This is a genomic window from Rudaea sp. (genome assembly GCF_047601565.1).
GTDB lineage: Bacteria > Pseudomonadota > Gammaproteobacteria > Xanthomonadales > Rhodanobacteraceae > Rudaea.
In genome coordinates this window covers 3,573,722-3,589,874 of sequence record NZ_JASGIY010000001.1, presented here as the reverse complement: position 1 = coordinate 3,589,874, position 16,153 = coordinate 3,573,722, and the positions used below count along the sequence as shown (strand labels likewise).

At 65.8% G+C, this 16,153-nt stretch carries 11 protein-coding genes; 4 read left to right on the top strand and 7 right to left on the bottom strand.

Translation table 11 applies throughout. The annotated features are described in order from the left end of the window. Positions 1-117 precede the first annotated feature (117 nt). The 7 genes from QM741_RS15970 to QM741_RS15940 all read right to left on the bottom strand — a co-directional run bounded on the left by QM741_RS15970 (position 118) and on the right by QM741_RS15940 (position 11,692). On the bottom strand, positions 118-1,287 hold the full coding sequence (locus tag QM741_RS15970; protein ID WP_415208632.1) for an SO2930 family diheme c-type cytochrome: 1,170 nt from the start codon (positions 1,285-1,287) through the stop codon (positions 118-120). A gap of 141 nt (positions 1,288-1,428) precedes the next feature. Further along, entirely contained in the window at positions 1,429-2,655 is a 1,227-nt protein-coding gene (locus QM741_RS15965) for a parallel beta-helix domain-containing protein (protein WP_415208631.1), read from the bottom strand. A gap of 127 nt (positions 2,656-2,782) precedes the next feature. Further along, the gene (locus QM741_RS15960; RefSeq protein WP_415208630.1) at positions 2,783-3,871 is read right to left on the bottom strand and encodes an AraC family transcriptional regulator ligand-binding domain-containing protein; all 1,089 of its coding nucleotides are present in this window, start codon (positions 3,869-3,871) and stop codon (positions 2,783-2,785) included. Positions 3,872-3,921: 50 nt separating this feature from the next. After that, a complete protein-coding gene (locus QM741_RS15955) occupies positions 3,922-5,430 on the bottom strand; it encodes a CehA/McbA family metallohydrolase (protein WP_415208629.1) in 1,509 nt (502 codons plus the stop codon). A gap of 56 nt (positions 5,431-5,486) precedes the next feature. Continuing rightward, the gene (locus QM741_RS15950; RefSeq protein ID WP_415208628.1) at positions 5,487-6,680 is read right to left on the bottom strand and encodes a phosphatidylinositol-specific phospholipase C1-like protein; all 1,194 of its coding nucleotides are present in this window, start codon (positions 6,678-6,680) and stop codon (positions 5,487-5,489) included. A gap of 103 nt (positions 6,681-6,783) precedes the next feature. Then, complete coding sequence (locus QM741_RS15945) at positions 6,784-9,474, bottom strand: TonB-dependent receptor (RefSeq protein ID WP_415208627.1); 2,691 nt, start codon at positions 9,472-9,474, stop codon at positions 6,784-6,786. 268 nt (positions 9,475-9,742) lie between these two features. Next, positions 9,743-11,692: a DUF5054 domain-containing protein gene (locus QM741_RS15940; RefSeq protein ID WP_415208626.1), complete on the bottom strand. Its 1,950-nt coding sequence runs from the start codon at positions 11,690-11,692 to the stop codon at positions 9,743-9,745. Between the two features lie 150 nt (positions 11,693-11,842). Between QM741_RS15940 and QM741_RS15935 the strand changes: the two genes are divergently transcribed. Genes QM741_RS15935 through QM741_RS15920 form a run of 4 tightly spaced genes read left to right on the top strand, consistent with a single transcriptional unit; the run spans position 11,843 to position 16,134 of the window. After that, a complete protein-coding gene (locus QM741_RS15935; RefSeq protein WP_415208625.1) occupies positions 11,843-13,294 on the top strand; it encodes an extracellular solute-binding protein in 1,452 nt (483 codons plus the stop codon). Positions 13,295-13,328: 34 nt separating this feature from the next. Then, positions 13,329-14,201 (top strand): carbohydrate ABC transporter permease, encoded by an 873-nt coding sequence (locus QM741_RS15930; RefSeq protein ID WP_415208624.1) that lies wholly within the window; start codon positions 13,329-13,331, stop codon positions 14,199-14,201. After that, complete coding sequence (locus QM741_RS15925; protein WP_415208623.1) at positions 14,198-15,022, top strand: carbohydrate ABC transporter permease; 825 nt, start codon at positions 14,198-14,200, stop codon at positions 15,020-15,022. Before QM741_RS15930 ends, QM741_RS15925 begins: the two co-directional genes overlap by 4 nt. Positions 15,023-15,030: 8 nt before the next feature. Beyond that, complete coding sequence (locus QM741_RS15920) at positions 15,031-16,134, top strand: ABC transporter ATP-binding protein (RefSeq protein ID WP_415208622.1); 1,104 nt, start codon at positions 15,031-15,033, stop codon at positions 16,132-16,134. Positions 16,135-16,153: the final 19 nt, after the last annotated feature.

Here is a 16,153-nt window from a genome sequence, read left to right as displayed (position 1 = left end):
AGTCCAGTTCCATGGACGGAAACGTTTCGTTTTCGTATCGGTCCACGTCCGTGTGACTGGATTCCGGCAGTCCCTGCCGGAATGACATTAGCAAGAAAAACCGGGTGTCGCTTCAACCTATGCCCCGCATGTTCCCTGCATCGCGGCGATCCAATCGCGGATCAATTCGACGCCCTCCCTGTGCGTGGTGCTGCGCCCCATCTCGGGCATCATCACGCCGGGCTCATGCGAGGTGATGCGGTAGAGCAGGATCGATTCGTCGGGCTTGCCGGGAACGATGTCGAACAGGCGGTCGCCGGTGCCGCGGCCGGCCGCGACCGGCGGCTTGCATTCGCCGAGCAGGCGCAGGTTGGCGTTGGCGCTGCGCAGGTCGAGCGCGGTCGTGTTGGCCGGGCCGGTCGGACTGTGGCACATACTGCAATTGACGTCGAGATACGCCCGCGCGCGGTCGGCGACGGGCGCTTTCGCATCGTGCCAGTCGGCGTCGCGCGGCGCCTGCGCGGGTTCGGGCGCGCCGGCGAGAGTGCCGAGCTTCGTCCAATGCGCGAGTTGGTTTTCCGTGCCGCCGGCGTAGGAATAGTCCTTGTTGAGATGGCGTGCGCGCGGGCCCAGCGGTTCGATCTGTTTCGCACTGACGTTGGTGACATGGCAGCCTGCGCATTGGGCTTCGTTCGGCACGACATAGGTGAACGCTTCGCGTGCGTTCTTGTCGTCGACGAGTTCGAGCGGGATCGCATCGCCCGTGCGTGCGAGCTCGGCGTCGGTCTGCGCGGCGTTCCAGACGTAGGGGATCGCCTCCCATCCGTGTTCGCGGCGCACGAGGATGCGCGTTTCGATCAGGCGCACGTTGGCGAGATCCAGCGCTTCATCTGCCGAGCCCGCGGCGAAGTCGCGCGAAACGTCGTAATTGCGGGCGACGGCCTTCGCATCGCTCGCCGCGCTCGCCGCATGCGGATAAAAGAACGTCTTGGTCAGCACCGTGCCGACCGGGAAATCGAACGGCCCTTCGGCGTCGTACTTCGCCGCCGCGCCGTTCGGCATCCAGACGGTGCGGAACTTGTGCGCGTAATCGCTGAACAGAGGCGTGTTCAGATCGTAAGGCACAACACCGGCATTGGCGACGAGCTTGCCGCCGCGCGCTTCGACGAGGTGCCAGTCGCTGAGCTTCTCCGGCTTGCCCTCGGCGAAAAAATGCACGTCCTTCGGCGCTTGCGTGCAGCCCACGAGCGAGGCGAAGGCAAGTAGCAGGCTGGCAAAAACAAGAGCGCCCTCTTCCGCCTTCGGCACCTTCCCCCGCTTCGCAGGGGAAGGGAAAGAGGAAAGCGATGCAGCCTGAAACCCTTCCCCTGCGAAGCGGGGGAAGGTGGCGGCAGCCGGAAGGGGGCGCTTTTTCAACGACGGCCGATACGGAAACTCGCACATCGCGATTTACGCCTTGCCCTTCAACTCGACCGCCGCGAGTGGCGGCAGCTCGCAATGGAATTCGTCCTTGAACACCTTCGGGTTGGAAAATTTGTTCGGCCCGTCGACGTCGAGCACTTCGGCATCGCCGTTCTTCACGCAGATGCGCTGCTCGGCGGGATATTGGCCGTTGACCTGTGCCTTGGTATCGACGAAGCCGTCCCAGAGCACATCGGGAAAGTGGCCGCCGATGCCGAACATTGACACCTTGAGCGCCTTCCAGTCGAGGCCGTCGGGCGAGTCGCCGCCGCCCGAGAAGCGGTTGTCGTGGATGTAGATGGTCTTCGGATACGGATCGTAGCCTTCGCTCGGCTTCTTGTCGGCGAAGTTGGTGATGTAGTAGCTGGCGATGATCACGTTCGCGGTGCGGTTGTCGGCGATGTCGTTGTCGAACAGTTCGACCTTAGGGTTCGAGGTGACGATGAAGCCGGAGCCGGCCGGCACGCTCGCGACCGCGGTGCCCTTGGCGGCGAAGTTGCCGAGGTTGTTCGCGACGATCCTGTTCTTGAACACGCGCGCATGCTCGCCGTGCTGGGTCAGGTCGGGCATGTTGAAGACGAGGATGCCGCCGGAGTTGTTCGTCGCGGTGTTCTCGTAGACGTCGGCGCGCACCGAATTCTCGATCTCGATGCCGGCGACGTTCTTCTCGGCGCGGTTGCGGCGCACGACGATGTCCTGCGACTGGCCGACGTAGATGCCGGCGTCGCGCGAGCCGATCGCGACCGAATCCTCGACCAGCACGTTCTTGCACTTGACCGGATAGATCGCGTAGGCGCCGTTGTCCAGCGAGGGGCCGCCGGTCCATTCCACGCGCACATCGCGGATGGTGACGTTCTCGCCGTCGTTGATCTTGAGGCCGTCGCCCTTCGAGTCCTCGATCGCGAGATGCTCGATCGTGAAATCGTTGGCGTAGACGAGCATGCCTTCCGGGCCGGAAATCTGGTTCTTGAACGAAAGGATGCTTTTGTCCGAGCCCGCGCCGCGGATCGTCACGCCGTTCGCGCGCAGCGTCAGCACGCGTTGCAGCGGGTGCTTGCCGGCGGGAATCTCGATGATGTCGCCGGGCTTGGCGTCGAGAAACTGCTGCTGGATTTTTTTCTCGAACGCGAGGTCGGCTTCGCCCGGCGGCGGTGGCGGCGCCTTGCCGCAGCCGGCGACGAGGGCGCACAAGGCGGCGATGGCGAGTCTGCGCATGGAGCTTTCTCCCTCAACGTATAACGCGCAATGTACTCTCGAACGAACGTTTGAGGGAGGGGCCGCCGGCTGCGCTTGGGGGGCAATTCGGCCATCGTGCAATGGCCGGTTATGCCACGGGCCCGGCCTATGGCGTGCGCATCGCGGTCGGCGGCTTGCCCGTCCAGCGTTTGAATGCGCGGCGGAATTCGCGGGCGTCGGAATAGCCGACCTCGTTGCCGATGTCGGCGATGCTCAGCGCGCCGGCGCTGAGCAGTTCCAGCGCGCGTTCGGTGCGCAGTTGGTCGTGGATGTCGCGATAGACACGTCCGGCTGTAGCCAGATGGCGGCGCAGCGTGCGCTCGGAGAGATTGAGGTGCGCGGCGACCTCGCCCAACGTCGGATGTTCGGCGAGATGGCGGCGCAGGATGCGCTCGACCGAGGCGACGATCTCGCTCTGGCGCTTGATGTGCGCAGCCTGCTCGCGGCAGATCGCGAGCGCCTGCTGCGCGCTGACCGGATGGTGCGTCGGCAGGCGCACGTCGAGCCAGCGCGAGGCGACGACGAGGCGGTTGCGGTTCGTGCCGAAACGGATCTCGCAATCGAACAGCCGGCGATAGTCGGCCGCGTGCGACGGAGCGGGGTAGGTGAGTTCAAGCCGTTCCGGTTTGAACGAAGCTCCGACCAGGCCGCGCGCGAGCTGCAAGGTGCTCGCGAACAATTCCTCGCAGAGAAAGACGAGGATTTCCTCGTCGGCGAAGCGTGGCCGCGCGACCAGCGCGACTTCGCGCGCGTTCAGCGTCTCCAGTTCGACATCCATCAGGGCGCCGGTGATGTCGGCATGCTCGACGCCGATGTTCACCGCGTCGCCGAACGTGCGTGCGGTCATCATCGCAAGCCCCATGATGCCGAACGTGCCGTTGGACTGGTGCGCGCCGACTTCGAGGCCGAAGCCGCTGCGCGGAATCGCGCGCAGCGCGCGCTTGATGATGAGACTGGCCTGCCGGTACGAGACGCGCACCGAGGCGTCGTCGATCTGCGCACGCGTGATGCCGAGCCCGGCGAGCCAGGGCTCGATCGCGACGCCTTCGGCATCGGCGATCTGCGCGAGCACGGCGAGGATCGTCGTCGGGATCACCGCCGCCGTATAGCGGGGGTCGGCCGGCGCGTGCCGCGCGAGCGTTTTCGCGTTGCCTGGCTTGCGTCGCGCAGTGGCGGTTTTATCGGCTGGCGTCATGCGCGCGATGGTAGCGGCTTGCCGGCGGCAAGTCGCGGCGCGCTGCGCAATCAATGCCTGGCATCGGTTGTCCAGTTCACGTAGACCGGATTGCCGACCACCACGAGCTTGCCTTCGGCGTTGCGCACGTTCGCGCGCAGCCAGTGGCGCCGCCCGTCCGAGGTCCAGGCGAAGGCAAAGGCTTGAGCGGCGCTACCGATCTTCGGCGAATCGATCACGTTGGCGAGCTTGCCGTCGATGACGATTTCGACGCTGCCGCCGGCGACGTTGCCGGTTTTGACCGAAAAATCCACCTTGGCGTCTTCCGGCGCGGCGATCTTGTCGCCCATCTCGGCGTCGATGCCATCGCCTTTCGCGGTGAATTCGAAGTGGCGGTCCTTGCTGCCGAAGACGTCGACGAAGACGTGGCCTGCGCGCAGCGCGTCGAGCAACGCGCGCTGCGAAAGTTCGGCCGCATGCACGACCGTCGTCGGCGTGCCGATGCCGACGTGGCCGCGGCTTTCGCTCCACTGCTTGGCGTTGTGGTCGTCGCTGCCGCCGATCGCGGTGAGGCGGAATCCCTTGTCGAGCTGCGCCTGCCAGAACGGAATGCCGGAGATCACCGTGTCGGCGTCGTTGCCGTTGACGACTTCGATCGCCTGCACGAGACGCATGTCGACGGCGGGCGTGGCCGTCCAGCCGCAGCCCATGCAGATTTCGCCCGAGAGGCGGATCGGATGGTTGATCGAGACGAAACCGCCCAGTCTGGCGGCGTTGCGGAAGAGGGTGCTCCAGTCCGGCACATCGGCCGAGCCGACGCGGAAATCGAGCGGCGCCCAGGTGCCGATCAGATTGGCATGGCCGGTGAACGTGGTCAGCTCGCGCCCCGCAATCAGCAGCAGGCGGTCGAAATACGGCTGCAGCTCGCGCACCGCGTCGGCTTGCGACACCGTGTTGTGATCGGAGAGGGCGATGAAGTCGAGGCCGCGGTCCGCAGCGGCCTGCGCGCTGAGGAACAGCGGGCATGGCATCTTGCCCTTGCCGCTCTGCGGCGTGCACGAGCCGTCGCTGTGCGCGCCGTGCATGTGCAGGTCGCCGCGGTACCAGCCGGGCCCGGCGCGCAGCGGCTCGTCGAGCAGATCGGGAATTTTTCCATTCCTGGAGAAGTACACCTTTGCCGTGTACTCCGCGTGCGCTCTTTCGCGGATGTTCGGGATGCCGAGCAGCAGGTTCCAGCGGCCCGGCGCGATCGGGCCGGGCAGGTAGGATGGCGTCGCGTCGGTCGCCGACACGGTGAAGCGGCTCTTGTTGCCGCCGCTCCAGCCGCGGAACGCGTTGTTCCTGAAGCCGCCGGGGCCGAGCAGGCCGAGGTCGATCGTGGTCTTCTCGTCGCGGCCGGTGTAGGCGAAGTCGACGGTGATGCGGTCGACGCCGGCCGGCACGTCGAACGGCACGAGCTTGTAGGTCTGATCGTCCTTGCCGGAAAGCTTGCCCGTCAGGGTCAGGTCGGGCTTGTCGGCGGCGAGCGCGTCGCCAAGGATAAATGCGAAAGCCACAAATGCCAGAAGGCGAACGGTCACGGCCGGATCTCCACGTTGGCGTCATTCCCGCCTTCGCGGGAATGACGGGCAAAAAATCATTCGATGGGCGTGCCGGCGCATTTTCCCGCCGCGCGCACGGGATTGCAGTGCGCGATCGCGCCGTCGTCGAAGCGTACGCGATACGGGCCGAAGCGCGGGTCAGGTTCGAAATAGTCGGTCGAGACGAATTGCGCGCCGCTCGCGAACGCGGCCTCGCGGCGCGCCGTGTCGTTGCGCCGCGCTTCGAACGTGTCGGCGTCAGCGCGCGTGCGCACGAGCAGGCCGGCGGCGACGTCGGCGCGGATGCGCGCCTGGTCGGCGATCGGCTCGTTGAGCGTGAGGTAAGCCGCCGCCGGGGAATCCTCCTTGATCGTGGCGAACATCGCGCGGCCTTCGAGCGAACGACGCGCGCCGCGGTAGATGGCGATCTTGTCGTCGCTTTCGTCGAGCACGAACAGCGCGCGTCCGCGCGCCCGCCCGAGCGTGGGCCAGTTGTCCGCGCGCGCCGCCTCGCGCAGCGTCGCGTATCGGCCTTGCACTTCGTCGGGCGTGATCAGCCGCGGGGGCGGGAACACGCTGCGGATCTCCGCGTCGAGGCGGTCGAACGCGGCCGCGTCGAACTTGAGCGCAGCTACCGAATCGGGGCCGAGTTTCCCGTCCTTGGCGTTGATCAGGATCATGATCGGCGCGTGCTGCGGATGCGCCGCGGACCAGTCGCGCACGATCGTCAGGCAGGCGACGAAGGTCGCACAGATCGAGCGGAAATCGATGTCGGCCAGGTGCATGACCTTGAACCCCGGTTTCGCCATCTGCGCGGCGGCTGCGCGCGGCCAAGGCGGCGACGCAAAGCCTTTGCGCAGAGCGCCCGGCGGGTGCAGCCAGCGGCCGCCCTGCGGATCGTCCCAGACGTCGAGTTCGAGCTCGCGCATGCCCGCGTCGAGCTGCTCGTCGAGCGGACGATGGCCGTAGTCGAGGCCGTCGGCGCCGTGCGCGTCCACGGCGTGGTGCGCGGCAAATTCTTCGGGCGGCATGCGCCGCTTGTAGCTGTTGTGCGTGCCGATCACCTGGATGTCGTCGAGGCGCAGGTTGGCATCGATCCAGGCGCGCGCGCAGTCCTTGCCGCCGGCCTCTGCGGCGTTCTTCGCGGAAAGACTGCAGTTCGTTTGCGCCGCTGCGAAGCAGAGCGAACACATGCCGACGGAGAACAGCGCAGCAGCAAGCCTGCGGGCGGGTCGACGCGGAGGGCGCATGCTGCGGAAGAGCGTTTCGGAAACCCCTCCTCCGATGTCGGCCGGGGGAGAGGGCACTTGCGGGCGCATGTTATTGGCTCGGGGCGTCGATCGCAGGGCACGATCAGAACTTGTACATGAACGACAGACGATAGGCGCGGCCGAGCAGCGGGCGGGCGAGGAACACGGTCTTGCCCGCGTCGGTCGAGATCACGTCGCCGGAGCGCGGATTGCCTTCGGTCAGGCCGACGGAGTTGGTGAGGTTGTCGACGTAGCCGAAGACGCTCATGCGCTCGTTGATGTCGTATTCCGCACTCGCGTTGATGACGTGGTACTGGGGCAGCACCGACAGATTGGCCGTGTCGGAATAGCGCTTGCCTTCGTATTCGTACGACAACTGCAACTGCAGCTTGTTGTCGAGCAGCATGAGACGCGGCGCCAGGCGATAGCTCACCTTCGGCACGCGGATTAGTTGATTGCCGCTGAAGTCGGAAATCGTCGGAACCAGATTGCCGCTGGAATCCTTGCTGTAGCTCACCGCGCGCAGATTCCGGTACTTCGGATCTTCGAGCGTCGCCGAGAAATGCAGGTCGAACCAGGCGGTCGGGGTGATGTCGCCTTCGAGTTCGAAGCCGGTGGTCTTGGTCTGGGCGACCGCGGTCTGGGTGAGCAGGGTCACGTTGTCGGAAGCGAGTATCTGGCTGCTGAAGGTGACGTTGTCGTATTTGGTGTAGAACCAGGTCGCGTACAACGTCGCCCATTCGCTGCCCCACTTGGCGCCGACCTCGCCGAGGTCCATCGTCTGCGTGATCGGCAATGCGAGCGAGTTGGCGATGAACGTGCTGAAATTCGGCAGGCGATACGTCGAGGTGTAGCGTGCGAACAGGCCCGCGCGATCGGTCAACTGGTAGTTCGCGCCGACTGTCCAGCCGCTCTTGCTGAAGGAGTGGTCGGTCGTGGTGAACGGATTGCTCGGGTTCGCGCACGCGACCTGGGTATCGGCGAACAGGCCGTCGTTGAGGTTGCAAAGATAGTTGCCGCCCTGGTTGTAGTAGGTCACTCCGTTGTAGACGAAGCTGCTCGTCGCCGGCAGGCGCGTCGTGTTGGTGTTGTGCATTTCGTTCCTGTCCCAGCGCCAGCCGAAATCCAGGCGGAAATCGTGCGTGATCTGCCATTCGTCGCCGAGATAGAACGCGTAGCTGTCCTGCTTGCCGGTATCGCGCTCGAACTCCGAGCCGTTGCGCAGGATGCCGTTGTAGGTCAGGTTGCCAAGCGCGTTGCCGTTCGCATCGACCGCGACCACGTCGAGCAGGCGCGCATTGCCGCGCACATCGGTCAGGACGAGCGATGACACGCGGTTGAAGTCCATGTTCTGATGCGAGTAGTAGACGCCGGCCGTGAAGTCGTGCGCGCCGAGGAAATCGAACTTGGTCGACACGTGCGCGTCGTTGCCGTATTCGTACTCGGGCATCCACAGCGCGCGCAGTTGGTTGACGAGGACGAGACCATTGCCGTTCTGGCCGTTGAGCGTGCCCGATCCCGACAACGCGAGCGAACCGAGATCGAAAACCTGGTTCGGGTTGTCGGTATAGCGCAACTGGAAGCCGGCCGCTCCTGGGAACAAGGCGAGGTTTGCGGCCGTGCTGAGCGAAGCGAGTTCGGCAATGCCCGACAGCACCGAGTTCGAAAACGTGCCGTTGCGCTTGGTATTGGTCGTGCTGTAGCGGAAACTGTCGGAGAATTTCCAGTCGTCGCCGAACTTCTGCTCGAACTTGGCCGTCACCTGGGTGCGGTTGACGTAGGTGCCTTGGGTGCCGTCCCAGTCGTACGCGCCTTCGCTGGTGTGGAACGTCATGTGCGCGGTTTCCGGGCCGGCGACGGTATCGTAATTGCCGTCGAAGCCCGGTACCGCGACGATGTCGCCCGAAGAGTCGCGATGCAGCGGAACCGGCACGAAGAAATCGACATGGTCGTTCAGATGCTTCAAGTCGACGCTGAACTTGCCGTCATCCCATTCTTTGAAGAGTGTGCCGCGCAGCTGTCCGCCCTTGTCGCCGGTGTAGCCCGGATCGCGCACGCCCTCGGCCTGGCGAAAAAAGCCGCCGACTGAATACTTCCAGCCGCTGTTGCCGATCGGCGCGCCGTACCAGAAGTCGGTGCGGTTGTAGCCGTAGTCGCCCCACGTGTATTTGAACAATCCCGAGGCTTCCTCGCCGACCTTGCGCGGGATGTAGTTGACCGCAGCCGCAGGCGCGTTCGGATAGAACAGGAACGACGGGCCGCCGCGCACGACTTCGACGCCGTCGATCGTCTCGTCGAGGCGGAACACTTGGTCGACGTTGTACCAGGTCAAGCCCGGATCGTGCTGGATCGGTACGCCGTCCTCGAGCAAAGTGATCGAGCCAAAGCCGTCCACCGGAATACCTCGCGCGCGGACATTTCCGCTGGCCTCGCCGCCCGACGCTTCGACCCAGAACCCAGGCACGGATTTCAAGGATTCGGTCACGCTCGTCGGTGCCTGCAGGCGCAGTGCTTCCTCTCCGATCTGCGTGATCGAGTAGCTGGTCTGTTCCTTCGTGCGCGCATCAACGCCGGCGCGGCCGGTGACGACAACCGACTCCAAGTTTTGCGTCGTCTTCGCTGCATCGTTCGTCGTCGCGTCGGACGGCGAGGCTTGCCAGTCAGGATCATCTGTTGATGCCGCGACCTTCGGATCGGCCGGTGCCGGAGTGGCTTCGGCCGCGCGGCTCGTCGGCATCAGGGAACACGATAGCGCGAGCACGCTGCACAGAGTGAAAATACGAGGATGGCACATGGACGAATCTCCGCAAGTAGAAAGACTTCGCAACGGGGAAGGAGATGAGTGCGTGGTGCACGCCGGCTTGCGACGCCAGGCGAGCATAGGCACCTAGAAACTCTATTGCAATTTGCATTGCAACATTGTGGCAATTAGAAAAAAAATTCCATTCGTGCGCGTAAACCCGCTTCCGGCACCGCCGTGGCGGGGCGTGCGGAACGCAAATCTAGCCCGGGTTTGTGTCGCGGGAATGTCAGCGACGCGGCTGCCGCCGAACGCAATCGGCTCAGGCGATTTCGAGGTCGAAACGAAAGCGCAGCGTGCCTTCGCACCACATCGGGAAGTTCGTGCCCCACTTGTTGTTGTGCAGGTTGAAGCGGATGCCGGCGGAGAAATCCGGCGCTGCGCCCGCAAACGTCATGAAGGGCGCGTCCGCGGGTGCGACCAGCGGCGCGTCGAGCGGCTCGATCCGCAGCGCCACGCCCGCATCGAGCTTCGCGCGCACGCACGACGCGGCCTGCAGCGCGCCGCCGCCGTTGCGCACGATGTCCGTCGCGCGCAGCCACAGGCCGAGCTTGTGCAGTTCCCAGTCGCTTGCGCCGGCGGGGGCGAAGGCGAGGAAACCCGCTTCCGGCATGCGGTTGGCCGGTTTGTCGCGCAGCACGAGTTCGATTCGCAGTCGGGTCGCGTCCACGGCGCGCAGCGACAATAGGACGCAGGCCGGCGCGCCGAGCTGCGCATGCGCGCGCTCCGGCATTCGCCAGTGCAGCAGCACGCGATCGGCGTGCGATTCGACGCCGGCGAACTGCGTGGCGAAGCGCGCCGACTGCGCCGTGCGCGCGTTTTCGAGGCCGGGCTTGCCGTGGTCGAGCAACGCCCAGCGCACGCGATCGGTCAGGTAGGTGCGCATGTGCGTCGCCACGTCGTTCGCGTCGTAGCTCTCGTGCGTGTACGCGATCAGCGGATCCCCGGCGATGCGGGCGCCGTTCGGTGCGACGAGCGCCGTCGGTGCGCCCGATGCGCGATCCAGCGCAACGCGCCAGCCGTCGAATTCGATCTGCGCCGGCGGGTCTGCCGGCGCGTGTCCGCTGGCGTCGAGGATGCGCGGCGTCGCATCGGCAAGGGGGGCGAGCGCGACTGTCCGGTCTTCGCCGTCGAGCGCCTCCACGGCGGCATCGAGATAGGCGCTTTGCTCGCTCCACGACGATTCGCAGAACGCGAAGCGGGGATCGTCGCGGCGCGCGCGCTCGAAATCGGCGCGGTCCCAATGCGTCTCGTCGCGCAGGTAGGTTTTGATGTCGACGCCCCAGGTGTGTTCCGGCACGAGGCAGAGGCGGCGGCCGAATGCGGCGCGCGACGGCGTGAGGCCTTCTTCGTCGAACCGGTCGTAGAGCCGCTGCAGCTCGAGGAAGCGCGACAGCTTGGCCGGATCGGTGCCGACGCCGTGGATCCACGAATCGCCGATCTCGCGTTCGAGCAGCGGGAAGCGCTCGCGCAGCGGCCAGATCGCTTCGGCGAACGCGTCGAGCGTGGAGGCGCGGATTTCCGCGTCGGGATATTCGTCGCGCAGGTCGCGGTGGCAGTCGATCGTCTGGCCGACATTCTGCGGGCCGAGGTTGTCGTTCGTGTGCGCGAAGCTCAGGGCGACGTTGGCGCCTTCGACGAAATGCGTCGAACCGTAATTCTTCTGATAGGCGACGAGGATTTCCTCGCCGCCGGGCGCGCGCCAGCGGAACAGGTCGGGCACGTCGGGCGGCGTCGACGCCGAGTTCACGCCGATGTGCAGGAACTTCACGCCGGCGCGCGCGAGCAGCGGCACGATGCCGAGCGTGTGGCCCGGCACGTCGGTCATCTTCGCCGCGATCGTCTTCACGCCGAAGCGGCGGTCGAGTTCCTGCGCGTAGAACAGGCCGGCACGAAACAGCGACGGCGACATCAATTCGGTATGGGTGGTGAACGGCAGTGCGTGCCAGCGGATCAGGCCGTGTTCGATCGCGCGTTCGAGGCGGCGCACGCGCTCCGGCGATTGCGTTTCGAGGTGGTCCCGGATCAGCCAGGCGCCCGTGGTCCAGACGAACAGACGCTGCCGCGGATCCTCGCGCAGGAGATGTTCACCGGTATCGATCGCGCCGGGAATGAAGATATCGTGATACTGCCGCCGCACGCGTTCGGCGAGCTGGGTGAAGCCGATATCGAGATGCGTCTTGAAGACGAGATGGATGATGGGCGAGGGCATGGCCGTTCGATATATGGAATTAATTTTCCAAATGTTTAAATTTTGCAATGCAAATTGCAATAGCGTTGCGGCATGCTTAAGCTCGGCTTCCCCGATCCCGTTCTACGCCTGGAGCCAAGAATAGCAATGCCGGCGAGGCCGCACATCCGCTTGACGCGCCGCGCCCCGATCGTGCGCGCCTGCGCGCGCGTCGCGGTGCTGTTGCTCGTGGCGGCGTGCGCGGTCGCGCAGGCCGCTGCGGTCGAAGTGTCGATCGCCTGCCGCTGCGTCGAGGGCGGTGTGAACGGTTCCGAGGCGCGCTGGATCAAGCAATACGTGATCCCGGAATATGCCGCCGCGGCCAGGGCGCAGGGCCGCGACGTCGCGGTCAGGCTGCGCGAATTCGCCGGCAGCGCCGAACAGATGTCGCAGCAGCTCGCGCTCGATTTCGCCACGGGGCAGGGCGCCGATCTCGCCGAGTTCGACGGCTTCCAGATTCCGGGTTTCGTCGACGCGGGCCTGCTCAAGCCGCTTGCCGAGGTCGCGGGGCCCGAAGCCGACGCGTGGGAGGGCTGGTCGCACATTCCCGACGGCGCGCAGGCGCTCGTGCGTTTCCGCGGCAAGCGCTACGGTGTGCCCGAGCAGACCGATGTGCGCATGATCTTCTACCGCCGCGATCTGTTCCGTGCCGCGGGGCTCGATGCCGATCATTGGCAGCCGCGCTCGTGGGACGACATTCTCGCCGCCGCGCGCGCGTTGAAACGTGCCAATCCGGCGGGTTTCCCGCTGCAGATCAACGCCGGCGTCGCGATGGGTGAGGCGACGACGATGCAAGGCTGGCTGATGCTGCTCGCCGGCACGGGCGAGGAGCTGCAGGATGCGCAAGGCCGCTGGATCGTGCGCAGTCCCGGCATGCTCGCCGCGCTCGACTTCTACAAGACCGTTTATATCGACGAGAAGCTCGGCGAGGCGCGCACGCAGCGCCTGGTCAGCGGGCGCAATCGCAGCTTCACCGATTTCCAGCGCGGCCGCAGCGCGATCCTGATCGAGAGCAACTGGTTCTACTACGCCGCGATCGATCCGCAGGGCGATTTTCCGATCGCCGATCGCGATCAACTCGTCGGCTGGGCGAAGATGCCCGCGCGCGTGCCCGGTGGCGCAGTGCGCGGGCAGGACTTCGTCAGCGTCTCGGGCGGCAACGGCTTCGTACTCAATCCGCATTCCAGGAATCCGCATGAGGCATGGACGCTGCTCGCGTTCATGAACTCGGCGCCGGCGCTGCGCCGCTACCAGGAGTACAACGAGCATCTGTGCGTGCGCGACGACGTGCTGCCGCCGCACTCGCAGTTCCTGCGCGACAGCGGGCGCGAACTGCTGCCGTTGACGACGATCCGGCCGATCGACGCCGACTACGAGAAAGTCTCGGCCGAGATCCAGCGTATGACCGAGAGCGTGATCGCCGGCAAGCTGCCGCCGCGCGCGGCGATGGCCGAATACGCGGCCGCGGTGAAGCAGATCGTCGGCGCCGACAAGATTGTCGCGCTGGGCACTTCCGCCATCCCTGGAGTCTGGGTCCCGGCAATCCCTGCCGGGATGACGAGCGTGGACCGTCATGCGAAATAGAAGCGCCTTTTCATCCCGAATCGGCATCGCCTTCATGACGCCTGCTGGTGCGCTCGTCACCTTGTTCGTCGTGTTCCCGTTCTTCTGGATCATTGCGATCAGCTTCACCGACCGCAGCCTGCTCGGCGCGAGCGCGCTGCATCCGCAGTTCGTCGGTCTGAAGAACTACCTCGACCTGTTCGATCCGGCGACGTTCCGCAGCCTGGGCGGCTTCGGCCCCTCGCTGTGGCTGACGATCCAGTTCGTCGTGCTCTCGGCGCTGTGCGGACAGGTGCTGCTCGGCCTCGTGCTCGCCTGGATTTCGCGCGAGCTTTCGCCACGCATGAAGTCGGTGCTGCAAGGCATCGTCATGCTTGCCTGGATCCTGCCCGACGTCGTCGTCGGCTTCGCCTGGTTCGCCTATCTCGACCGCGACGCGGGCACGCTCAACCAGTTGCTGCGCGGGCTCCACGTTCCGGCCGCCGATTTCCTGATCGAGCATCCGTTCCTGACCATCTGCGCGTTCAACGCCTGGCGCGGCGCGGCGTTCTCGATGATGCTGTTCGACGCGGCGCTGCAGTCGATCCCGCCGAGCTATCTCGAGACCGCCGACGTCGTCGGCGCGTCGGGCTGGCAGAAGCTGCGCGACATCGTCCTGCCGCTGATCCGCGGCCATATCGTCACCGACCTGATCCTGATCACGATGTGGACGTTCAACGTGTTCACGCCGTTCCTGCTGACCGCGGGCGGGCCGTCGTTCGAGACCGACATCCTGCCGATCTACACCTACCGCATCGCGTTCAAGAGCTTCGAGTTCGGCAAGGGCGCGGCGATCGGCGTGATCGTGATGCTGATCAATCTGGCCTTTTCGCTGGTTTATCTGCGGCTCGCGCAGCGCGGCTTGCGCAAGAAGGGGAAGGCCGCATGAACCGCCGTACGCTGGTTTCGCGAATCGTCTTCAGCGTCTGCGCGGCGCTGCTCGGCGTCGCATTCGCTTTGCCGCTGATCTGGTTCGTGTTCGCGCCGTTCAACGCGCAGGCCGATCTCGATCTGGCATTACCGGCGCCGCCGACCTTGGCAAACTTCGCGCGCGTGTTCGCCAACGGCGCGGCTGTCGGCGCGCTGCTCAACTCGCTGCTGCAGGCGTTCGGCACCGTGCTGCTCGTCGCGACGACGGCCACGCTTGCCGCCTACGCGCTCGCGCGCACGACGCTGCGTGGCAAGCGCGCGATCGAATACGTGCTGCTGCTGTTTTCGTCGGTCGTATCGGGCTCGGCGGCGATGGTGCCGATCTTCCTGATCGTCAACGCGCTCGGCCTGATCGACACGCAGCTCGCGGTGATCCTCGTGTTCGCGGGCGGCCTGCTGCCGACGGCGATGTTCATCCTGCGCGACTTCATCGCGAGCATCCCGCGCGGCTACGAGGAATCGGCGCTCGTCGCCGGCGCCTCGCCGTGGCGCGCCTTCGTCGACGTCGTCGTGCCCGTGCTGCGGCCGGGAGTGACGATCGCGGCGGTGTGGGCCTTCGTCCAGGTCTGGGGCGGTTTCCTGATCCCGTTCGTGCTCCTGCGCAGCGAGCAGCGCATGCCGGCGTCGGTCGAGATCTATTCGTTCTACTCGCAGGCCGGCACGCCGATCGTGCCGCTGCTCGCCGCGTACTCGGTGCTGTATTCGCTGCCGGTGATCGCGCTGTACTGGTACGTCAACCGCAAATACGGATTCCGCTTCTTCGGCGGGATCAAGTCCTAGGGTTCTCCATGGCATCGATCCGACTCGACAAGATCGGCAAGAGTTTCGGCGCGGTCGACACGATTTGCGAGATCGACCTCGCGATCGGCGACGGCGAATTCGTCTGCCTGCTCGGCCCGTCGGGCTGCGGCAAAACGACGACGCTGCGCATGATCGCCGGGCTCGAACAGCCGACGCGCGGCAACATCCGCATCGGCGGGCGCGACGTCACGCGCGCGCAGCCGAAGGACCGCAACGTCGGCATGGTGTTCCAGGACTATGCACTCTATCCGCACATGACGATCGCCGACAACATCGCCTATCCGCTCAAGGTGCGCGGCATGGCCGAGGCGCCGCGCCTCGAAAAGGCGCGCGAGATCGCGAACGTGCTGCATATCGGCGAGCTGCTCGATCGCCTGCCGGCGCAGATCTCGGGCGGCCAGCAGCAGCGCACCTCGCTCGCGCGCGCGCTCGTGCATCCGGCCGATGCGTTCCTGTTCGACGAGCCGTTGTCGAATCTCGATGCGCGCATGCGCGTGGAGGCGCGGGCGTTCCTGTACCACCTTCAGCGCAGCCGCGGCATGACCGCGGTCTATGTGACCCACGACCAGGCCGAGGCGATGGCGCTGTCGACGCGCATCGCGGTGATGTGCGCGGGCGACATCGTGCAGTACGCGCCGCCGCTCGAAATCTATCGCCGGCCGGCGACGACGTTCGTCGCCGGTTTCGTCGGCGATCCGCCGATGAATCTGGTTGCGGCGCAGGCGACGCGGCACGGGCAGTGCGTGGCGCTGCATGGGGCCGGACTGGAGGTGTCGCCGTTCGCGAGTTGGCCCGCGCTCGATCAGGCGCTCGAGCGCGGCGATCGCGTCACCGTCGGCATGCGCCCCGAGCATCTGCGTATCGCGACCGGCGATGCCGGGCCGAACCGTCTGTACGGCAAGCTGTTCGCCAACGAGGCGATGGGGCCGGAAAGTCTCGTCACTCTCGACCTCGACGGAGGTGCGCGCGTCACCGCGCGCCTGTTCGGCGATGCGCCGGTGCGCATCCACGGCGACGCCGCGTTCGCGTTCGACCCGGCGCAGATCACCTTGTTCGACTCGTCAGGAAACAGAATCGACAAGCCGGAATGACGAGCGGGGACAGTTTCCG